Consider the following 20,253-nt stretch of genomic DNA (forward strand, 5'->3'; position numbering starts at 1 on the left):
GATGGAGGTGGCGGAGGCACCGATCAGGGTGCGTTGCAGCAGCGGGGTGACGGACAGGGCGCAGGACGCGGCCATCAGCGACAGGCTGCCGCTCAGTCCATGTCGGTTGCCCGGCCCATGGGCGCTCGGCCCACGTGCGCACGACCCATGGGGGCTCAGCCCATGTCGAAGGTGGCCGGGTCCGGGCCGATGCGGCGGTCCTCGTTGAGCGCGCTGATCGCCGCGAGGTCCTCGGTGTCCAGGCTGAAGTCGAACACCTCGATGTTCTCCTTGATCCGGGACGGCGTGACCGACTTCGGGATCACCACGTTGCCCAGCTGGATGTGCCAGCGGAGCACGACCTGGGCCGGGGTGCGGTTGTGCTTCTGCGCGATGGCGACGATCGCCGGCACCTCCAGCAGGCCCTTGCCCTGGCCGAGCGGGGACCAGGCCTCGGTGGCGATGCCCTGCTCGGCGTGGAACTCCCGGGCCGCGTGCTGCTGCAGGTGCGGGTGCAGTTCGATCTGGTTGACCGCCGGGATGACCGACGTCTCCTCGATCAGCCGCTCCAGGTGCTCCGGGAGGAAGTTGGAGACGCCGATCGACTTGACGCGGCCGTCGGCCAGCAGCTTCTCGAACGCCTTGTAGGAGTCGACGTACTTGCCCCGGGCCGGCAGCGGCCAGTGGATGAGGTACAGGTCCAGGTAGTCCAGACCCAGCTTCGCCAGCGACGCGTCGAAGGCCCGCAGCGTGGCGTCGTACCCCTGGTCGGCGTTCCAGAGCTTGGTGGTGACGAACAAGTCCTCGCGGGGGACGCCGGCGGTGGCGATGGCCTTGCCGGTGCCCTCTTCGTTGCCGTAGATCGCCGCTGTGTCGATGCTGCGGTACCCGGCCTCCAGTGCCGTGGCGACGGCCCGCTCGGCCTCGTCGTCCGGCACCTGCCACACACCGAAGCCCAGCTGGGGCATCTCGACGCCGTTGTTGAGGATTTTCGGGGGGACCTTGCTGCTCACGAGCTCTCGATCCTTAGGTTGTCGACAGGTGGTACATCCATCGTCAACGATCATCGGCCGTGATGCATTCCTGAGTCCGGAATCCGCCGGAACCGAGCGGTGAGCCGGCCTCTGGGACGGAGATTGGCCGGAAATGCATCCGACCTCCTGGGCCCGGGCCATTGACCGCGGCCCGTTCCTGCCGAGACTCTGGTTCGCATCGTCGGACGTATCGCTGAACCCGGTACAGGGATGTGAACCATCCTGTGGGTTTTCCAGCGGATCCCTGTGAACGCGACTCCCTGTCTGCGCTCTGAGAGCCCCCAACCTCAGGAAAGCAGGTATGCACCCATGAACGAGACGACCATCGAAGACCTCCTGGCCGAACCCACTGTTCTGCAGACATCCGATGAAAAGGTCTGGCGAAGCCCTGGTTGTCAGGTCGTGGAGACCGCCCTGGAAGTGACCGGCTACGCCCTCGGCGACCGCTGACCGCGCACCATGACCGTCACCAGCGTCCACGCCGGGACGACCGCCGGCCCCTGGCCGGTCACGGAGTTCACCGAACGGCTGCGGGCCGTCACCGCCGACCGCTACCGCGACCGGCACCCCTTCAACCAGCGCATGCATCGGGGCGAACCGCCCCCGGCCGAACCGTCCCCGGCCGAACCGCCCCCGGCCGAACCGCCCCGCTGGATCACCAACCGCTTCCACTGCCGGCGGTACAGGCGGTACATCCCCGTGGCCCCGCCCTGGGCGTTGCTGGTCGAGCTCACCCATGCCTGCCCGTTGCGCTGCGGGTGCTGTTCTCACCCCGTCCGACTGACCGGTCGGTCAGCCACCGTGGCTCCCGACGGCACGGTCCTGCCCTGCCCGGCCGCGGCCACCCTGCCCGGCCTGGACCCGCCGAACGTCCGGGAGTGCGAACCCGCCCGGATCCGGCGGGAGTCGAAGGCCGTCAACGCCTACCCCCGGATGCGCGAGCCCTGCCGGGGCTGCGCCCCGCGCACCGCCGACTTCGGCGGCTGCCGCCGTCAGGCGTACGCGCTCACCGGAGACGCCCGCAACACCGACCCGGCCTGCCGCCACGTACCGGGCCACCGTGCCGTACCCCTCCGGCGGACCACCGAGGCCGCCGCCTACCGAGAAGGAGGACCATGAGACGTCTTCGAGCCGCTCTGGCGGCCGTCGCACTCACCACCGCCGCGGCGGCCACGCTCCCCGCCGCGGTATCCCCGCCCGCCACCGCGGCCACCGAGACCAGGCCCGCCGCCGCGACCAGGCCCGCCGCCCCCGACTGGTCCACCGCGGTCGTCGACTCCACCATGGCCCGCTACACCCCGGGCACCATCGGCGGCTGGTCCTACCCGGTCGGCCTCTATCTCTACGGCCAGTACCTCACCTACCAGCGCACCCACGACCCCCGCTACCTCGCCTACCTCAAGAGCTACGCCGACCGGTTCGTGAGGAGCGACGGCTCGATCGACCAGTCGTTCAACAGCCTGGACAGCATGCAGGCGGGCCGGCTCCTGGTCATCCTCCACCACGAGACCGGCCAGGACCGCTATCGCAAGGCGGCCAAGAAGATCCGCGACCGCCTGAACACCTACCCGCGCACCGGCGACGGCGGCTTCTGGCACGCGGACAACTCCAGCCGCGCGCACCAACTGTGGGCGGACGGCGTCTACATGGTGAACCCGTTCCTCGTCGAGTACGGCAAGGAGTTCGGGGACAGCGCGTACGCCGACGACGAGGCGGCGAGGCAGCTCGCCGTCTACGGCGGCCACCTTCAGATCGCGAACGGACTGCTCAAGCACGCCTACGACGAGTCGAAGAGCGCGAGTTGGGCGGATCCGGCGACCGGGCTCGCCCCCGAACACTGGTGCCGTGCCGTCGGCTGGTACGCGATGGCGATCGTCGACGTGCTGGACGCGGTCCCTGCGAACCAGTCGCGCCGACCCCGACTTCTCACCATCTTCAGGAACCTGGCGGCGGGGTTGGAGAAGTACCAGGATCCGGCGACCGGACGCTGGTTCCAGGTGATGGACAAGGGCGGGCGCGGGGACAACTGGACCGAGACGTCCTGCTCCAGCATGTTCACCTACGCCCTGTCCCGCGGCGTCCAGCAGCACTACCTCGACCCGCACTACGCGGATGTCGCCCGCCGCGGCTACCAGGGCGTGCTCGCCGAGCTGTCGGTCGGCCCGGACGGCCGCACCGACCTCGCCGGCATCTCCATCGGCACGAACGTCGGCGACTACGCGTACTACGCCGCCCGCCCCCGGGCCACGAACGACTTCCACGGCCTCGGGGCCTTCCTGATCATGAACGAGCAACTGAGAGGCGAATCAGTGTCATGAGCACGGCATTGAGAAAGACGGTCCTCGGAGCCGCACTCGCGGGTGCCGCCGCGGGGCTGCCCGCGAACACCGCGCACGCCGTGGGCCTCTGGCGCTCGCTCGGCGTCATCTCGGACTCGCAGGACACCTGCCTCCCGCTCACCGATCTCCGCGACCACCAGCTGGTGTGAGGAACCGCCACCATGAAGCCCCCCACTGCCGCGCGGCGCAGAGCCGCCGCGATCGTCCTCTCGGTCCTCGCCGTCGTCCTCGGGCTCTGCCGCCCCGCGGCCCTGGCATCCCCGCACACCGCGCCCCGCGCGGCCGTCTACGACGTACGTGACTACGGCGCCAAGGGTGACGGCTCGGCCAACGACACCCAGGCCATCGACAGGGCCGTCGACGCGGCCGCTTCGGCGGGCGGCGGCACCGTCCGCTTCACCGCCGGCACCTACAGGTCCAAGAACACCATCCACATGAAGAGCCATGTGACGCTCCAGCTCGACAAGGGCGCCACCCTCCAGGGCTCCAGCGCCGACACCTACGACAAGGCCGAGCCCAACCCGAACGACGCCTACCAGGACTACGGCCACAGCCACTTCCACGACGCGATGATCTACGGCGACAGGCTCACCGACATCGGGTTCGTCGGCCAGGGCGTCATCGACGGCGCCGGCAACCTGATCACCGGCAACCCGAAGTCCGGCGAGGCCGACAAGATCATCTCGCTGACCCGGTGCGACGGACTCAGGATCGGCGACGGTCTCACCCTGCGCCGCGGCGGCCACTTCGCGGCCCTGGTCAACGGCTGTACGAACGTCACGTCCGACCACCTGACCATTGACACCGCGAGCGACCGCGACGGCTGGAACATCATCTCCACCACGAACGTCACGGTCACCGACGCGGACATCAGGGCCAACGACGACGCCCTGGTCTTCAAGAGCGACTACGCCCTCGGCGCCAAGCTCCCCAACGGCCACGTCCGGGTGAGCGATTCCCGCCTGTCGGCCAAGTGCTGCAATGCCCTGATGTTCGGCTCCGAGACCTGCGGGGACTTCTCGGACTACCAGTTCGAGAACATCCGTATCGAGGGCGCCGACAAGTCCGGGCTCGGCATGGTCTCCATGGACGGCGCGAACATCTCCGACGTCCACTACAAGGACATCACCATGACCGGAGTGCGCTCCCCGATCATGGAGAAGATCGGCACCCGCAAGCGCTGTGGAAACAGCCCGGGCACCGGCTCGATCAGCGATGTGACGTACGAGAACATCTCCGCCACCGGCACCACCCCGTCCTTCAGCCCGACCCTGTGGGGCGAGAGCGGACACCGGATCCACGGGGTGACCTTCACACACGTCGACATCACCGTGCCCGGCGGCAACGGCACCATGTCGACCGCCGTACCGGGCAACGATCCCAAGGACTACAACCCCAAGGCCATCGGCACCCGGCCGGCCTACGGCTGGTACCTGCACGACGCCGATGACGTCCGGTTCACCGACAGCTCCGTGAAGTTCGCGTCGGACGACGGGCGGCCGGCGGTCATCGCCAACGCGGCGAGCGGCATCCGCCTCACCCGCTTCACCGCGCAGAAGGGCGGCGGCTCCCCGTACGACATCGGCCTCCAGGACGTCACAGGCGCCTGCCTGACGGACAGTCACAACACCTCCGGCGGTGTGCTCCGCGTCTCGGGCGGCCAGGACTGCGGTAAGGCCGCGAAGCCGCTCGACCTGGAGAATCCCCGGCAGGACTTCCTCCGTGGCTCCGTCGGCGGCCTCTTCCTGCACTGGGGCCTGCGCACCGCCCCCGCCCACACCAGCTGCACCGCCTGGGAGAACGACGTCACCGGCGGCGGCTGGACCCCCGACTACTGGGTGAAGGAGGCCCAGAAACTGCACACCCAGTACCTGGTCCTCGCCACCTTCCACAGCCGCCTCGGCTACGCCCGCCCCTGGCCCTCGAAGATCCCCGGTTCCTGCGCCACCAAGCGGGACTTCCTCGGCGAGCTGATCACCGCCGCCAAGGCCAAGGGCATGAAGGTCATCCTCTACATGACCGACGACCCCCAGTGGCACGACGAGGGCGGCCACGAGTGGCTCGACTCGGCCGCCTACTCCGCCTACAAGGGCAAGGACGTCGACCTCACCACCCGCGACGGCTTCGGCCGGTTCAGCTACGACAACTTCTTCGAGGTCATGGACCGCTATCCCGACCTCGGCGGCTTCTGGATCGACAACGACAACGCGTACTGGGAGAGCCACGACCTGTACGCGCAGATCCAGCGGAAGCGCCCCGGGTGCACGCTCAGCAACAACAACGAGGACACGCCGATCATGGACATGATCAGCAATGAGCAGAAAACCGGGATGACCCCGTCCTACGACTACCCGCAGGCGCTCTACACGGCCCAACCCCGCCTGACCGAGGCCGACTTCAAACTGCCCTCGACGGGTGCCTGGTGGTACGACGGCTCGGACCCGACCGTCGACCGCACACTCACCCTCGGCCGGCTGGTCACCAACGCCGGCTCCTCGGTCAAGGCCCTGATGGCCGAGACCGCCCAGGTCAACGGCAGGTTCCCGGCCAACCAGGCGAACTTCAACACCTTCGTCGACTCCTATCTCGACCCCATCTGGGAGTCCCTGCACGGCACCGAGGGCGGGGGCTACCTGAACGGCGGCCTCAAGCCCGGCTTCTGGAACGACGGGGCGCACGGCGTCACCACCATCGCCAAGGGCGACTCCGCCCGCCAGTACGTCCACGTCCTGACCCCACCCTCGACCGGCACCCTGCGGATCCGCGACAACGGCTACCGCATCGCCTCCGTCACCAACCTCCGCACGGGCAGGGCGGTTTCCTGGTCCCAGTCCGGCGGTGTGCTGACGCTGACCGGTCTCGGCGACTGGGATCCGTACGACACCGTCTTCAAGGTCATGACCGCAGGCCGTCAGGGCATCCTGTCCGGAGTCGAGGTCACCGCGAGCGCCTCGGCGAGCGGTCACGCGGGCTCCGCCGCCGGTGACAGCGACTACCTCACCTACTGGGACAGCGACAGGACGCTGCCCGTGAACCTGACCTTCGATCTCGGCTCCGCCAGGAAGATCCAGTACATCGGCCTCAACCAGCGCGAGGACTCGGTCGCCTACGCTCGCTCCGGCACCGAGCAGTCGGCGCGCATCAAGGCGTACAAGGTGTTCCTCAGCGACGACGGCACGCACTGGGGGAGCGCCGTCAAGTCCGGGGAGCTGCCCAGCCGACGCGGTGTCCAGGGCATCGACCTGACCGCCGCCACCGCCCGCCATGTCCGCCTGGAGGTGGACTCCACCTGGGCCGCCGCCACCGACACCACGCGCTACCGGCGGCTGCGCGTCGACGAGGCCTGGATCGGCACGGCCTACGCGACGCCCGTGAACGGAGGACGCCCGTGATCCGGGTCAGCACACTGACGGCAGCGGTCGCCGGACTGCTGGTCGCCGCGGCGGTACCGCTCGTGGGCACCACCCACCCGGCCGCCGCCTCCGACAACGGCCAGGCCGTCCGGCCCGCCATGGGCTGGAGCAGCTGGAGCTTCGTACGCCGCCAGCCCACCGAGGCCAAGATCAAGGCGCAGGCCGACGCACTGGTCGCGAGCGGACTGAAGGACCACGGCTTCGTCCACGTCAACCTCGACGACTTCTGGCAGAAGTGCGACGCGAACGGCTTCACCGTCGACTCGTACGGCCGCTGGGCCGTCGACGCCGCCAAGTTCCCGGGCGGCATCAAGGCCGTCGCCGACTACGTCCACTCCAAGGGCCTGAAGTTCGGCTTCTACGTCACCCCGGGCATCGCCAAGAACGCCGTCACCAGGAACACCCCGATCGAGGGCACCTCATACCACGCGAAGGACATCGCGGACACCTCGAGGACCGAGAAGAACTACAACTGCAAGAACATGTACTACATCGATTACTCCAAGCCGGGCGCGCAGGAGTTCGTGAACTCCTGGGCGGACCAGTTCGCCTCCTGGGGAGTCGACTACCTGAAGATCGACGGGGTGGGCAGCCAGGACATCCCGGACGTGAAGGCCTGGTCCCAGGCGCTGCGCGGCACCGGACGGCCCATCACCTTCGCGCTCTCCAACAACCTCCCGATCGCCGACGCCCCGACCTGGCGGCAGCTCGCGAACAGCTGGCGCACCCAGGGCGACGTCGAGTGCTACTGCGGTCCCGGCGACCACGGCAGCGGTTATCCGCTCACCGACTGGTCCCATGTCTCCGCCCGCTTCGACACGGCCGCGAACTGGCAGCCGTACGCCGGTCCAGGCGGCTGGAACGACCTGGACTCCCTGGAGATCGGCAACGGCGACCAGGCCGGTCTCACCGCCGACCAGCGGCGCTCCCACTTCACCCTGTGGGCGATGGCCGCCGCCCCGCTGCTCCTCGGCACCGACCTCACACACCTCGACACCGTCGACAAGGCCATGCTCACCAATGACCGGCTCATCGGGGTCGACCAGGACGGGGTGGCCGCGAAGCGGATCGTGAACAGCGGGGTCAGGCAGGTGTGGAGCAAGAAGGAGAGCGACGGCCAGTACGTCGTGGCCCTCTTCGACACCGGTACCTCCGGCAGCTCCACGGTCTCGGTGAACTGGTCCCAGGTCGGCTTCTCCGGCTCCGGGGACGTCACCGACCTGTGGTCCGGCTCCCACAAGGGCGTGACGGCCGACTCCTACAGCGCCACCCTGCGGCCGGGCGAGACCCGTCTGATCCGCGTCAGGCCCATCGCCCCCTACCGGCACAGCGGCTGAGAGAGGCCAACCTCCATGGAAATCCGCAGAGTTCTTCCCTACGGGCTGGCCGCGATACTCGCGCTGCCGCTGGCCGGGCTGAGCCAGGGCACCGCGCGGGCGGCCACCGACTACCAGGCCGAGAGCGCGACGATCTCCCAGGGCACGGTCGCCACCAACCACACCGGATACACCGGCACCGGCTTCGTCGACTACACCAACATCAAGGGCTCCTACGTCGAGTTCACGGTGAGCGCTGCCACCGCCGGCACCTCCGCGCTCGCCCTGCGCTTCGCCAACGGCACCGACACCGACCGGCCGCTGGACATCTCCGTCAACGGCACGGTCGTCGCCGCCGGCGTCTCCTTCCCGGCCACCGCCGACTGGAACACCTGGGTGACGAAGACGGTGAACGTCCCGCTGACCGCGGGCAGCAACAAGATCCGCGCCACCGCCACCACTGCGAACGGCGGCCCCAACCTGGACAAGGCCAGCGTCGGTACGGCCGCCGACACCCAGGCCCCCGCCCGGCCCGGCCAGCCCTCCTGCTCCGACATCGGCGAGGACGCGCTCACCCTCGGCTGGGGCGCCGCCACGGACAACGTGGGCGTGACGGCGTACGACCTCTACGAGCACGGCAACAAGATCGGTGAGGCGCCGGGGAGTTCGGCCTCGAAAACCCTCACCGGCCTCGCCCCGAACACCACCTACGACCTCACCGTCATCGCCCGCGACGCGGCCGGCAACACCTCGCCGGCCAGTCCCGTCGTCGACTGCACGACCCGGCCGAGCAGCGACAGCACCCCGCCCACCGCCCCCGGCACCCTGTCCGCGGCCGGCGTCACGGCGAACACCGTCGACCTCTCCTGGGGCGCGTCCACCGACGACCGGGCGGTGACCGCGTACGACATCCGCAGCGGGACCACCGTCTACAAGACGGTCACGAGCGGCACGACCACCACCCTCACCGGCCTCGCCTGCGACAGCCCGTACACCCTTGACGTCGTCGCCCGGGACGCGGCCGGCAACGTCTCCGAGCCGAGCAACAGCGTCACCTTCACCACCAGGGCCTGTGCCACCGACGGCGGCGTCCCCTCCTCCGTCGCCACCCTCTCCTCCGGCTGGACGATCCCCTGGGGCACCTACTGGATGCCCGACGGCAGGACCGCCCTGGTCACGGAGCGGGACGACTTCCGGGTCTGGAAGGTGACCGAGGACGGTACGAGGATCCAGGTCGGGACCGTCCCGAACGCCGTCACCACCAACGGCGAGGGCGGGCTGCTTGGGGTCGCGGTCGACCCCAAGTGGGGAACGAACCACTACGTCTACTTCATGCACACCGCGGCCGAGGGCAACCGGGTCGTGCGCATGACCTACGACGGCAGCGGGCTCAGCGACTACAAGGTGCTGCTCCAGGGCATCAAGAAGAACCGCTACCACAACGGCGGACGGCTCCTCTTCGGCCCCGACGGCTATCTCTACGTCTCCACCGGTGAGGCCCAGACACCCGACCTCGCCCAGGACCGGAACTCCCTGAACGGCAAGATCCTGCGGATGACGACGGACGGAAAGGCGGCCCCGGGCAACCCGCTCGGGAACTACGTCTACAGCCTCGGCCACCGCAACCCCCAGGGCCTCGCCTTCGACCGCAACGGGCGGCTGTGGGAGGCCGAGTTCGGCAACAGCTCCAAGGACGAGCTGAACCTGATCAAGCCGGGCGCCAACTACGGCTGGCCGACCTGCGAGGGCACCTGCTCGGTCGCGGGGATGACCAACCCGAAGGCCACCTGGAACGTCTCGGAGGCCTCGCCGAGCGGTATCGCGATCGTCCGCAACGTCGTCTACATGGCGTCCCTGCGCGGCGAACGGCTGTGGCGCATCCCCATCAACGGCAACGCCGAGAGTGTCGGCACACCGACGGCGTACTACGTGGGCACGTACGGTCGCCTGCGGACCGTGACCAAGGTGCCGGGCGCCGACCAGCTGTGGCTGTCCACCACCAACTGCGACAACAACGGCAACGAACCCGACGGGTCCGACAAGGTCTTCCGGATCGACATCAGGTGACCGGCTGACGGGGCCGTCAGGCCCGGTAGAGGGCCTCGACCTCGTTGGCGTAGGCGTTCTCGATCGCCTTGCGCTTGAGCTTCAACGACGGGGTCAGCAAGCCGTGTTCCTCGGTGAACGGCTGGGCGAGGATACGGAAGGTACGGATCGACTCGGCCTGTGAGACCAGGGTGTTGGCGGCCACCACCGCGCGCCGCACCTCGGTCTCCAGGTCGGCGTCCCGCACCAGCTGGGCCTCGGACATCCGGGGCTTGCCGCGCATCTGCAGCCAGTGTTCGACGGCCTCGGTGTCCAGCGTGACCAGGGCCGCGATGTAGGGGCGGTCGTTGCCGACGACGATGCACTGGTTGACCAGCGGATGGTCGCGAACCCGCTCCTCCAGGACACCGGGGGAGACGCTCTTGCCGCCGGAGGTCACCAGGATCTCCTTCTTGCGGCCGGTGATGGTGAGATAGCCGTCCTCGTCCAGGGAGCCCAGGTCGCCGGTGGCCAGCCAGCCGTCGTGCAGACAGGCGTCGGTGGCCTTCTGGTTGTTGAGGTAGCCCTGGAAGACGTTGCCGCCGTGCAGCCAGACCTCGCCGTCGTCCGCGATGTGCACGGTGGTGCCCGGTACGGCCTGGCCGACCGTGCCGTAGCGGGTGCGCTCGGGCGGGTTGGCGGTGGCGGCCGCCGTCGACTCGGTCAGGCCGTAGCCCTCGTAGATCTGCACGCCCGCGCCGGCGAAGAACAGGCCGAGCCTGCGGTCCATGGCCGAGCCGCCGGACATGGCGTTGCGGATCCGGCCGCCCATCGCCGCCCGCACCTTGGAGTAGACGAGCTTGTCGAAGAGCTGGTGCTGCACCCGCAGGGACGCCGACGGGCCGGGCCCGGTGCCCCACGCCTTCGCCTCGACGGCGTCCGCGTACTTCACCGCGATCTCCACCGCCTTCTCGAACGGGCCGCCCTTGCCCTCCTTCTCCGCCTTCCGCCGGGCCGCGTTGAACACCTTCTCGAAGATGTACGGCACGGCCAGGATGAACGTCGGCCGGAACGCGGCCAGATCGGGCAGCAGCGCGGCCGCGTTCAGCTGCGGCTGGTGGCCGAAACGCACGCCGTGCCGGATCGCGGCGACCTCCACCATGCGGCCGAAGACGTGCGCGAGCGGCAGGAAGAGCAGGGTGGAGACCTCCTCGCCCTTCTTCGCGCGGAACACCGACTCCCAGCGGCCGACGACCGCGTCCGCCTCGTACATGAAGTTCCCGTGCGACAGCACACAGCCCTTCGGGCGGCCGGTGGTGCCCGAGGTGTAGATGATCGTGGCGACCGATTCGGGGGTGACCGCCTGCCGGTGCCGGTGCACGACCTCGTCCTCCAGGTGCGCGCCCGCGTCGTACAGCTCCTGCACCGCACCCGAGTCCAGCTGCCACAGCTGGCGCAGCTGCGGCAGCCGGTCGATGACGGTGGCGATCGTCATCGCGTGGTCCTCGTGCTCCACGATCGCGGCCGTGCACTCGGCGTCGTACAGCATCCAGAAGCACTGCTCGGCCGACGACGTGGGATAGACCGGCACCACCTGGGCGCCGATCGTCCACAGGGCGAAGTCGAACAGTGTCCACTCGTAACGCGTGCGGGACATGATCGCGACCCGGTCGCCGAACCGGATGCCGCGCGCCAGCAGCCCCTTGGCGAGGGCCAGGACCTCGTCGCGGAACTCGGCGGAGGTCACCTCACGCCACTGGCCGAGGTCGTCCTTGCGGCCCAGGGCGATGTGCAGCGGGTCCGCCAGGGCATGCTCGAACACGCAGTCGGCCAGACCGCCGACCGGCGGCGCCGACGCCAACGGCGGGTTGGTGAACTCGCGCAAACCCCGCTCCCGCTTCTCGCTCCCCAGTCACGCTCCGCACAGCGCCGTGAAAGCTACCCCACCGGCAGACCGTTCGGGAGGGGGGTGCGAAAACGAGCATTGCTCTCGTATGGGCCCGTCAGGGCCTGGCAAATACCCATACATGGGGAAGGTCCGGACAGAATCCTTACGGTTGAGTAAGTTCCGCCTCCGTAATCTCCACTGAATCTGTACGACCCGATTACCGCCCCCGGCCGGTTACCGGCCGGTCAGGTACGCGGCACTGACGTGCCCTTCGAGGACTGCGCCGCCGGCGCCGATTTCGTCACCGGGCCGTCCGTGCGCGGAGCTCGTACCAGCACCAGGACCAGGGCGCCCGCCACCACCGAGGCGCCGCCCAGCATCAGCAGGGCGCCGTTCAGGCCGGAGGCGAAGGCCGTGCGCAGGGTGTGCTCGGCGAAGGTGCCGCGCAGCGCTCCGGCGCCGCCGCCCGCCAGCCTGTGCGCCGCGTCGTGCGGGAGCGTGCCGGTCATCCGCGAGGTCACCACGGTCCCGGAGACGGCGACCCCGAGGGCGTACCCCAGCTGCCGGACCGTGTTCACCGCACCGCCCGCCATCCCGGCCCGCTCCGCGGGCACCGCGGCCAGCGCCGCGCCCGCGACCGTCGGCGACACGAGCCCGGTACCCACCCCCACCAGCACGAACCCCGGTATCAGCGCGGTCCAGGAGGAGCCCGCGCCCAGCACCGCCTGGCAGAGGTCGCCCGCACCGATCAGCAGCAGCCCACCGCCGACCGTCAGCCGGGCCGGCGCCCCGTGCAGCAGCCGCCCCACCAGCACCGCGACCACCATCGCCGCCACCGTCATCGGCAGCAGTGTCAGGCCGCCCCGCACCGGGGTCATCCCGAGCAGGGTCTGCATCCAGATCGACACGTACGGCAGCGCCCCGAACGCGACCCCGCTGAACGCGAACGCCCCCACCATGACTCCGGTGAACGACCGCCCGCGCAGCAGCGACAGCTCCAGCAGCGGATGCGCGGCCCGCCGTTCCGCCAGCACGAACACCAGCAGCCCCAGGGCCGCCGCGGCGAACGCGCCGAGCGCCGCCGACGCCGTCCAGCCGTCCTCCCCGGCCCGCACGACCCCGTAGGTCACGCCACCGGCGAACAGCGCGAACGCGGCCGTACCCGCCCAGTCCACGCGCATCCCCCGCGGTCCCCGCGACTCCGGTACGACCCGCAGCGTCAGCCACACCGCGACCACACTGACCGGCAGGTTCACCAGGAAGATCCACCGCCAGCCGGGCCCCGCCGTCAGCAGCCCGCCGACCACGGGACCGACCGCCGCGGCCCCGCCGCTCACCGCACCCCACACGCCGAGCGCCGCCGAGCGCCGGCGCCCCTGGTAGACCGAGCCGAGCAGCGGCAGTGTCGTCGCGAACATCGCGGCCGCGCCCACCCCCTGCACGGCCCGCGCCGCCACCAGGGTCCCCGGACCCGGCGCCAGCCCGCACAGCAGGCTGGCCGCGGCGAACAGCGCGACACCGGCCACGTGCACCCGGCGCCGGCCGAGGATGTCGGCCGCCGCCCCCGCCCCCAGCAGCAGCGCGGCCAGCGCCAGGGCGTACCCGTCCACCACCCACTGCAGGTCGCTCAGCGACGCGTGCAGTGCCGCCGCCATGTCCGGCAGCGCCACCACCACGATCGTCACGTCGAGCAACAACATGAACGTTCCCAGACACACCGCGGTCAGCGGCCCCCACCTGCGCATCTCTTCACTCCTCGGCCGAACGGCTTGCTGTCGCTCCGTACCATGGGGCCAGTCCGGCCGATCAGGACCGTGGAACCTGGGTGATCGGCGGAATCCGATGGGAGAGACCATGCTGGCGCTGGAATCCGACACGTTCGACGAGTTGGACCTGCGGCTGCTCAGCGCCCTGGAGGTCGACGGCCGGGCCTCCTTCAGCCGGATCGGGGCCGTGCTCGGCGTCTCCGACCAGACGATCGCCCGCCGCTACCGCCGACTGTGCGCCGAGGCCGGGCTGCGGGTGGTCGCCGTCCGGGACCCCGAACGGCTCGGCCAGGACCAGTGGATGCTCCGGCTGCGCTGTGCGCCCGACGGCGCCACCGTCATCGCCGAGGCCCTCGCCAAGCGCCCCGACACCGCCTGGATCGGGCTGGCCGCCGGCGGCACCGAGATCGTTTGCATGACCCGGCCGCGCCACCCCGGCGACCACGACGACCTGCTGCTCGGCAAACTGCCACGCACCCCCAGCGTGGTGGAGATCCGCGCCCAGCAGCTCCTGCACCGGTTCTACGGCGGGCCGTCCGGGTGGGTGCGGAAGTTCCGGGCGCTGACGGACGACCAGGTCGCCGCGTTGCGCCCGGCGGTGCCGGAGTCCGACGGGCCGGTGCGGCTGGAACCCGAGGACGCTCCGCTGCTCGCCGCGCTGGAGCGGGACGGGCGCGCGACCTACCCGGAGCTGCAGCGGGCAACGGGACGGTCCGAGTCGTCCGTGAAGCGCCGGCTGGCCGCGCTGCTCGCCTCCGGGGCGGTGTACATCGACGTCGAGTACCGGTCCGAGGTGCTGGGGTTCTCGAAGTCCGCGGTGCTGTGGATCACCACCACGCCGGCCGCGATGCACTCCGTCGGCCAGGCGCTGGCAGGGCACGACGAGGTGGCGTTCGCCGCGGCCACCGCCGGGCCGTCGCACGTCGTGGTGACGGCCGTGCTGCGGGACACGGCGCATCTGTACGCGTACCTGAGCGGCCCGGTGGGACAACTGGAGGGGGTGCAGCATGTGGAGGCCATGCCGTTCTTGCGGCGGGTGAAGCAGTTGACGTATCAGGGGCTGTGGTGAGTCCACGGGGCGGTGCCGGCCGTTCGCGCCCACGCGGCGGCGGCCACCGTCCGAGTCACCCCCGCGAGCGTGCGGGCCGCAACTGCTCGCCTCCTTTCAGGATCGCGGCCGCCAGTGCGTCCGCCGCCGCCTGTGCCGGTGTGCGTCTCGGGCCGTGTACGACGACGAAGTCGACCTTGCCCAGTTCCGGGAGGCCCGAGCGGTCCGGGACGCGGAACAGGCCCGGGGGGATCAGGCCCTTCGAGTGGGCCATCACGCCCAGGCCCGCCCGCGCCGCCGCGATCAGCCCGTTGAGGCTGCCGCTGGTGCACACGATGCGCCATGGGCGGCCCTGGCGTTCCAGCGCCTCCAGGGCCAGTGCGCGGGTGATGCCCGGCGGGGGATAGACGATCAGCGGGACCGGACGGTCGGGGTCCAGGCGGAGCCGCTCCGCGCCGATCCACACCAGGTCGTCGTGCCAGACCAGCTCGCCCAGCGGATCCTCCGCGCGCCGCTTCGCCAGCACCAGGTCCAGCTTCCCGGCGGCCAGCTGCTCGTGCAGGGTGCCCGACAGCTCCACGGTCAGCTCCAGGTCGACCTCGGGATGGTCGTAGCGGAAGCCCTCCAGGATCTCCGGCAGCCGGGTGAGGACGAAGTCCTCCGACGCGCCGAACCGGAGCCGGCCGCGCACCCTGGTCCCGGTGAAGAAGGCCGCCGCCTGCTCGTGCACCTCCAGGATCCGGCGGGCGAAGCCGAGCATCGCCTCGCCGTCCTCGGTCAGTTCCACCGAGTGGGTGTCCCGGGAGAACAGCTGGCGGCCGGCCGCGTCCTCCAGCCGGCGCACGTGCTGGCTGACGGTCGACTGGCGCAGTCCCAGGCGGCGGGCCGCCTGGGTGAAGCTGAGGGTCTGGGCCACCGCGAGGAAGGTCCGCAGCTGCGAAGGGTCATACACTCGAACATGTTATCGCGGAACGCGATGGCAGTCAGAACGGTATACCGGATTCCCGATCGCCTGCCGGAGGAGGACGATGGAGAGGGGCCTTCCGGCCACCGGTGAGAGCCCCCGCGAGAGCCCGGCGTACGCGCCGGCCGGACACCATGGACCGACCGCAAGTGGAGCACCGTGAAACGCCTGAGCTGGCCGAGTTGGATGCCGATCGACCCGTACGTCCTGCTGTTGCTCGGGACGGTCTGCATCGCCGCGCTCCTCCCGGCCCGGGGCACCGCCGCCGACGTGGCCTCCGGCGCCTCCACGGCCGCGATCGCCTTCCTCTTCTTCCTCTACGGCGCCCGCCTGTCCACCCGCGAGGCCGTCGACGGACTGCGGCACTGGCGGCTCCATGTCACGGTCCTGGTCTGCACCTTCGTAGTCTTCCCGGTGCTCGGCCTGGCCGCCCGCGGCCTGGTGCCCGTGCTGCTCACCCATCCGCTCTACCAAGGATTCCTCTTTCTCACCCTGGTGCCCTCGACCATCCAGTCGTCGATCGCCTTCACCTCGATCGCCCGGGGCAACGTGCCCGCCGCGATCTGCGCCGGTTCCTTCTCCTCGCTGATCGGCATCGTCCTCACCCCCTTGCTCGCCGCCGCACTGCTCGGCGGCAGCGGAGGCGGCTTCTCCGCCGACTCCATCGTCAAGATCGTCCTCCAGCTGCTGGTGCCGTTCGTCGCCGGGCAGCTGCTGCGCCGGTGGATCGGGGACTTCATCGCCCGGCACAAGAAGATCCTCGGCCTGGTCGACCGCGGCTCGATCCTGCTGGTCGTCTACACCGCGTTCAGCGAGGGCATGGTCCGGGGCATCTGGCACCAGGTCAGCGCCGTCCGGCTGGCCGGGCTGCTCGCCGTCGAGGCCGTGCTGCTCGCCGTGATGCTCCTCCTGACCTGGTACGGCGCCAAGGCGCTCGGCTTCGGCCGCGGGGACCGCATCGCCATCCAGTTCGCCGGATCGAAGAAGTCCCTCGCCTCCGGGCTGCCGATGGCCAGCGTCCTGTTCGGCGCCCACGCCTCGCTGGCGGTGCTGCCGCTGATGCTCTTCCACCAGATGCAGCTCATGGTGTGCGCCGTCATCGCCAAGCGCCGCGCCCACGACCCGGAGGCCCAGGACGAGGGCGCCGCGCCCCCGGCCGCCCCCGCGGCGGAGTCACGGTCCGCGGTCGGCACCGGGCCGCTCCGCCGCTGAGCCGTGGCCGCGGTCGTGGCTCAGGGGAGCTGCCCGCCGCGCCGTCGGCTGCCGAACGCCACCAGTTCACGGGCCTGTTGATCCGGATTACCGGTACGGACGGCTGATGACGGCTAACGTTCCGTCATGACCGCACCTCTGGCGCTCGACCCGGCGCGCACCGCTCTCGTCCTCGTCGACCTGATGGACCGCATCGTCGCGCTGCCCCTGGAGCCCCGCAAGGGCACCGAAGTCCTGCACACCGGCGAGCAGCTGGCCCACTCCTTCCGCGCGGCCGGCGCACCCGTGGTGCTGCTCCGCGTGGAACGGCCCGCGCTCGCCGAGCAGCCGCCGGGCAGCGGGCTGGTGGCCGGACTCCGCAGAGAGGGGGACGTGGAGATCGTCAAGCGCACGATCGGCGGCTTCCAGGGCACGGAACTCGACGCCCGGCTGCGCCGGCTCGGCATCACCCGGCTGGTGTTCGGCGGCATCGCCACCAACCTCGGCGTCGAGTCCACCGCCCGCGCCGCCGCCGACCTCGGCTACGACCTGGTCTTCGTCGAGGACGCCATGGCCGCCCTCACCGGCGCCGAGCACGAGGCGTCCGTCCGGCTCGACTTCCCGCGCCTCGGCACGGTCGTGACCGCCGCCGACGTCCGCCTGACCCCCGCCTGACCGCTCAGACCAGCGTCCCGCCACCGTCCACGACCACCACCGACCCGGTGCTGTACCCCCCGCGCATCAGGTACAGGTACGCCTCCGCCACATCCGTCGGCTCGCCCATCCGCCCCACCGGCAGCGACTCGGCGGACGACCGGAACAGCTCCTCCCGGACCGCCTCCGGCAGCTCCCGCCACAGCTCCGTCCGCACCACCCCCGGCGAGACCACGTTGACCCGCACCGGCGCCAGCTCCACGGCCAGCGCCCGGGTCAGCGACTCCATCGCCCCGCACAGCGCCGACGCGACGCTCGAACCGGGCAACGGCCGGCGCCCCGCCGTGCCCGTGGTCAGCACCACCGACCCGCCCGGGCGGATCGACCCGGCGCCGTACTTCACCGCCGCGTACGCACCCCACAGCCGGGTGTCCAGGAAGCTCCGGGCCGCCGCGACCTCCGTGTCGGCCACGGTCTCCAGCAGGAGCGAGTCACCGGCCGTGTACACCAGGTGGTCGTAGGCTCCGACCCGCGTGAAGAAGCCGCGCACCGCGTCCTCGTCCGTGGCGTCCAGTACCTGCCCCTCGGCGCCGTCCGGCAGCACCTTCAGCGCCGCGTCGACGCTCTCCTGCCGCCGCGAGGCGACGACCACCCGCGCGCCCTCCCGTGCCGCTCCCTCGGCGACCGCGAGCCCGATGCCCGCCGTACCCCCGATGACGACGACACGCTGTCCTGTCAGACCCATGGCAGATCCCCTTCCAAGCCGGTGTTCCGTCCCGTTCGGACACCTCCAGCCTGCGGCCCCGCCCCAGCGGCCGTCCAAGACCTCTTCCGGCGGTGGCGATACCCTGAAGACATCGCCCCCCGGGAAGGAGCCGCGGTCATGGACCTGGACCTGCGCAAGGTCCGCTACTTCACGGCGGTCGCCGAACTCCTCCACTTCGGCCGGGCGGCGGAGCGGCTGCACATCGCCCAGCCCGTGCTGAGCCGTCAGATCCGGGCGCTGGAGAAGGACTTGGGCGCCGAACTGTTCGTACGGGACAGCCACGGCGTGACCCTGACCGACGCCGGGCGGCAACTCCTCGAGGACGCACGTCAGTTGCTGGCCGTCGCCGACGGAACCCGGCGCCGGGTCGTACAGGCCGCACGCGGCCGGCGGCGGCTCGTCGTCGGCTTCCGGGCCGGCGTCGTGGTCACCGAGGCGCTGCGCGCCTTCAACGCGGGCCACCCGGACATCGAGGCGCGCGCCCGCCGGGTCGAGTGGGACGACCAGGAGCAGCTGATCCTCGACGGCACCGTCGACATCGCCTACGTGCGACTCCCGATCCGCGAGGAGGGGCTCGAACTGCGGACCCTGTACAGCGAGCCCCGCGTGGCCATGCTGCCGGACCGGCACCGGCTCGCCGGGAAGCAGGAGATCTCGCTCGCCGACCTCGACGGCGAGCAGTGGCTGCGCTACAACGACCCCCGGCCCGGCGACCTGCCGCTGCGCACCATCGAGGAGAAGTTCGAGTGCGTGGCCGCCGGCACCGCCATCACGATGGTGCCGCGCTCGGCCGCCGAGCAGTACTCCCGCCCGGACATCGTCTACGTCCCGGTCGTCGACGCCGAACCCGACCGGGTGCTGCTGGCCTGGGCGGCCGGCCGCCGCTCCCCGCTGGTCGCCGCGTTCGCCGAGGCCGCGGCGGGCGTCGGGGCGCCCGGCTCCGGCTGAGGCGGGGCCCCTGCGGCGCAGGGGGCGCTCCCCGCCGGTCGGGGCCCCGCCGCCGTGCCGCGGGGAACCGGTCAGCCCTGGGCGGCCGCGGCCCGCAGGGCGATGCGGTCCTCGCCCGCGTACACGTTCATGTTGGGGCCGCGCAGGAAACCGACCAGGGTCAGCCCGGTCTCCGCCGCCAGGTCCACCGCCAGCGAGGACGGCGCGGAGACCGCCGCCAGCAGCGGGATGCCCGTCATCACCGCCTTCTGCGCCAGCTCGAAGGAGGCCCGCCCGGAGACCAGCAGGATCGCCCGGGACAGCGGCAGGTCACCGTTCTGCAGGGCCCGGCCGACCAGCTTGTCCACCGCGTTGTGCCGGCCCACGTCCTCGCGGATGTCCAGCAGCTCGCCGTCCTCCGTGAACAGGGCCGCCGCGTGCAGCCCCCCGGTCCGGTCGAACACCCGCTGGGCCGCGCGGAGCCGGTCGGGGAGGCTCGCGAGCAGCTCGGGTGCGACCCGGACCGGGGGAGTGTCGGCGATCGGCCAGCGAGCCGTCGTACGCACCGCGTCCAGGCTCGCCTTGCCGCACAGCCCGCAGGACGAGGAGGTGTAGACGTTCCGCTCCAGGGTGAAGTCGGGGAGCGTGACGCCCGGCGAGGTCCGTACGTCGACCACGTTGTAGGTGTTGGAGCCGTCGACGGTGGCGCCCGCGCAGTAGACGATGTTCTGCAGATCGTCGGCGGTCGCCAGGACGCCTTCGCTCACCAGGAACCCGGCCGCCAGCGCGAAGTCGTCGCCGGGCGTGCGCATGGTGATGGCCAGGGGTTTCCCGTTGAGCCGGATCTCCAGCGGTTCCTCGGCGACGAGCGTGTCCGGCCGGGCGGAGACCGCTCCGTCGCGGATGCGGAGGACCTTGCGTCGTTCCGTGACTCGTCCCATGG

The 20,253-nt window shown here is 70.9% G+C and carries 17 protein-coding genes; 11 read left to right on the forward strand and 6 right to left on the reverse strand.

What is annotated here, in order from left to right; translation table 11 throughout:
• Positions 1 to 155: 155 nt before the first annotated feature.
• Positions 156 to 992 carry an aldo/keto reductase gene (locus ACWDGI_RS30285; RefSeq protein WP_450764379.1) on the reverse strand — a complete coding sequence of 279 codons (837 nt, stop codon included), beginning with the start codon at positions 990 to 992 and terminating at the stop codon, positions 156 to 158.
• 330 nt (positions 993 to 1,322) lie between these two features.
• On the opposite strand from ACWDGI_RS30285, the gene ACWDGI_RS30290 reads away from it, so the two are divergent.
• From ACWDGI_RS30290 to ACWDGI_RS30320, 7 genes are read left to right on the forward strand one after another with little or no spacing between them, the layout of a single operon-like run.
• The gene (locus ACWDGI_RS30290; RefSeq protein WP_450764381.1) at positions 1,323 to 1,463 is read left to right on the forward strand and encodes a hypothetical protein; all 141 of its coding nucleotides are present in this window, start codon (positions 1,323 to 1,325) and stop codon (positions 1,461 to 1,463) included.
• Positions 1,464 to 1,472: 9 nt separating this feature from the next.
• On the forward strand, positions 1,473 to 2,132 hold the full coding sequence (locus ACWDGI_RS30295) for an SPASM domain-containing protein (protein ID WP_450764383.1): 660 nt from the start codon (positions 1,473 to 1,475) through the stop codon (positions 2,130 to 2,132).
• A complete protein-coding gene (locus tag ACWDGI_RS30300; protein WP_450764385.1) occupies positions 2,129 to 3,331 on the forward strand; it encodes a glycoside hydrolase family 88/105 protein in 1,203 nt (400 codons plus the stop codon). Before ACWDGI_RS30295 ends, ACWDGI_RS30300 begins: the two co-directional genes overlap by 4 nt.
• Positions 3,328 to 3,501, forward strand: coding sequence for a hypothetical protein (locus tag ACWDGI_RS30305; protein WP_450764387.1), 174 nt, complete (start codon positions 3,328 to 3,330; stop codon positions 3,499 to 3,501). The genes ACWDGI_RS30300 and ACWDGI_RS30305 overlap by 4 nt, the downstream gene beginning before the upstream one ends.
• A 12-nt stretch (positions 3,502 to 3,513) precedes the next feature.
• On the forward strand, positions 3,514 to 6,744 hold the full coding sequence (locus tag ACWDGI_RS30310; protein ID WP_450764389.1) for a glycosyl hydrolase family 28 protein: 3,231 nt from the start codon (positions 3,514 to 3,516) through the stop codon (positions 6,742 to 6,744).
• Positions 6,741 to 8,102 carry a glycoside hydrolase family 27 protein gene (locus tag ACWDGI_RS30315; protein WP_450764391.1) on the forward strand — a complete coding sequence of 454 codons (1,362 nt, stop codon included), beginning with the start codon at positions 6,741 to 6,743 and terminating at the stop codon, positions 8,100 to 8,102. Before ACWDGI_RS30310 ends, ACWDGI_RS30315 begins: the two co-directional genes overlap by 4 nt.
• A 15-nt stretch (positions 8,103 to 8,117) precedes the next feature.
• Positions 8,118 to 10,148, forward strand: coding sequence for a PQQ-dependent sugar dehydrogenase (locus tag ACWDGI_RS30320; protein ID WP_450764393.1), 2,031 nt, complete (start codon positions 8,118 to 8,120; stop codon positions 10,146 to 10,148).
• 16 nt (positions 10,149 to 10,164) lie between these two features.
• Here ACWDGI_RS30320 and ACWDGI_RS30325 read toward each other — a convergent pair whose 3' ends face one another.
• Both ACWDGI_RS30325 and ACWDGI_RS30330 read right to left on the reverse strand, forming a co-directional pair.
• The gene (locus ACWDGI_RS30325; protein WP_450764395.1) at positions 10,165 to 11,991 is read right to left on the reverse strand and encodes an AMP-dependent synthetase/ligase; all 1,827 of its coding nucleotides are present in this window, start codon (positions 11,989 to 11,991) and stop codon (positions 10,165 to 10,167) included.
• A gap of 248 nt (positions 11,992 to 12,239) precedes the next feature.
• Positions 12,240 to 13,739 (reverse strand): MFS transporter, encoded by a 1,500-nt coding sequence (locus ACWDGI_RS30330; protein WP_450764397.1) that lies wholly within the window; start codon positions 13,737 to 13,739, stop codon positions 12,240 to 12,242.
• A 109-nt stretch (positions 13,740 to 13,848) separates the two neighbouring features.
• Between ACWDGI_RS30330 and ACWDGI_RS30335 the strand changes: the two genes are divergently transcribed.
• Positions 13,849 to 14,829: an Lrp/AsnC family transcriptional regulator gene (locus tag ACWDGI_RS30335; protein ID WP_450764399.1), complete on the forward strand. Its 981-nt coding sequence runs from the start codon at positions 13,849 to 13,851 to the stop codon at positions 14,827 to 14,829.
• A 55-nt stretch (positions 14,830 to 14,884) separates the two neighbouring features.
• On the opposite strand, the gene ACWDGI_RS30340 is transcribed toward ACWDGI_RS30335, so the two are convergent.
• A complete protein-coding gene (locus ACWDGI_RS30340; protein WP_450764401.1) occupies positions 14,885 to 15,760 on the reverse strand; it encodes a LysR substrate-binding domain-containing protein in 876 nt (291 codons plus the stop codon).
• Positions 15,761 to 15,958: 198 nt separating this feature from the next.
• Here ACWDGI_RS30340 and ACWDGI_RS30345 point away from each other — a divergent pair, with 198 nt between their 5' ends.
• Positions 15,959 to 16,984 carry a bile acid:sodium symporter family protein gene (locus ACWDGI_RS30345; protein ID WP_450764829.1) on the forward strand — a complete coding sequence of 342 codons (1,026 nt, stop codon included), beginning with the start codon at positions 15,959 to 15,961 and terminating at the stop codon, positions 16,982 to 16,984.
• Between the two features lie 126 nt (positions 16,985 to 17,110).
• Positions 17,111 to 17,638 (forward strand): isochorismatase family protein, encoded by a 528-nt coding sequence (locus tag ACWDGI_RS30350; RefSeq protein ID WP_450764403.1) that lies wholly within the window; start codon positions 17,111 to 17,113, stop codon positions 17,636 to 17,638.
• Positions 17,639 to 17,642: 4 nt separating this feature from the next.
• Here ACWDGI_RS30350 and ACWDGI_RS30355 read toward each other — a convergent pair whose 3' ends face one another.
• Entirely contained in the window at positions 17,643 to 18,362 is a 720-nt protein-coding gene (locus ACWDGI_RS30355; protein WP_450764405.1) for an SDR family oxidoreductase, read from the reverse strand.
• Positions 18,363 to 18,500: 138 nt separating this feature from the next.
• Between ACWDGI_RS30355 and ACWDGI_RS30360 the strand changes: the two genes are divergently transcribed.
• On the forward strand, positions 18,501 to 19,331 hold the full coding sequence (locus tag ACWDGI_RS30360; RefSeq protein ID WP_450764407.1) for a LysR family transcriptional regulator: 831 nt from the start codon (positions 18,501 to 18,503) through the stop codon (positions 19,329 to 19,331).
• 71 nt (positions 19,332 to 19,402) lie between these two features.
• Here the strand turns inward: ACWDGI_RS30360 and fdhD are convergent, their stop codons facing one another.
• Positions 19,403 to 20,251, reverse strand: a complete 849-nt coding sequence (gene fdhD, locus ACWDGI_RS30365; protein ID WP_450764409.1) for a formate dehydrogenase accessory sulfurtransferase FdhD — start codon at positions 20,249 to 20,251, stop codon at positions 19,403 to 19,405.
• Positions 20,252 to 20,253 lie beyond the last annotated feature (2 nt).

The organism is Streptomyces sp. NPDC001220 (genome assembly GCF_053597895.1).

Excerpts from the sequence above, each read along its gene's own strand:
- ACWDGI_RS30290 (WP_450764381.1), top strand. The coding sequence starts at position 1,323 with ATGAACGAGACGACCATCGAAGACCTCCTGGCCGAACCCACTGTTCTG.
- ACWDGI_RS30295 (WP_450764383.1), top strand. The coding sequence starts at position 1,473 with ATGACCGTCACCAGCGTCCACGCCGGGACGACCGCCGGCCCCTGGCCG.
- ACWDGI_RS30300 (WP_450764385.1), top strand. The coding sequence starts at position 2,129 with ATGAGACGTCTTCGAGCCGCTCTGGCGGCCGTCGCACTCACCACCGCC.
- ACWDGI_RS30305 (WP_450764387.1), top strand. The coding sequence starts at position 3,328 with ATGAGCACGGCATTGAGAAAGACGGTCCTCGGAGCCGCACTCGCGGGT.
- ACWDGI_RS30310 (WP_450764389.1), top strand. The coding sequence starts at position 3,514 with ATGAAGCCCCCCACTGCCGCGCGGCGCAGAGCCGCCGCGATCGTCCTC.
- ACWDGI_RS30320 (WP_450764393.1), top strand. The coding sequence starts at position 8,118 with ATGGAAATCCGCAGAGTTCTTCCCTACGGGCTGGCCGCGATACTCGCG.
- ACWDGI_RS30330 (WP_450764397.1), bottom strand. The coding sequence starts at position 13,739 with ATGCGCAGGTGGGGGCCGCTGACCGCGGTGTGTCTGGGAACGTTCATG.
- ACWDGI_RS30335 (WP_450764399.1), top strand. The coding sequence starts at position 13,849 with ATGCTGGCGCTGGAATCCGACACGTTCGACGAGTTGGACCTGCGGCTG.
- ACWDGI_RS30345 (WP_450764829.1), top strand. The coding sequence starts at position 15,959 with ATGCCGATCGACCCGTACGTCCTGCTGTTGCTCGGGACGGTCTGCATC.
- ACWDGI_RS30350 (WP_450764403.1), top strand. The coding sequence starts at position 17,111 with ATGACCGCACCTCTGGCGCTCGACCCGGCGCGCACCGCTCTCGTCCTC.
- ACWDGI_RS30355 (WP_450764405.1), bottom strand. The coding sequence starts at position 18,362 with ATGGGTCTGACAGGACAGCGTGTCGTCGTCATCGGGGGTACGGCGGGC.
- ACWDGI_RS30360 (WP_450764407.1), top strand. The coding sequence starts at position 18,501 with ATGGACCTGGACCTGCGCAAGGTCCGCTACTTCACGGCGGTCGCCGAA.
- fdhD (WP_450764409.1), bottom strand. The coding sequence starts at position 20,251 with ATGGGACGAGTCACGGAACGACGCAAGGTCCTCCGCATCCGCGACGGA.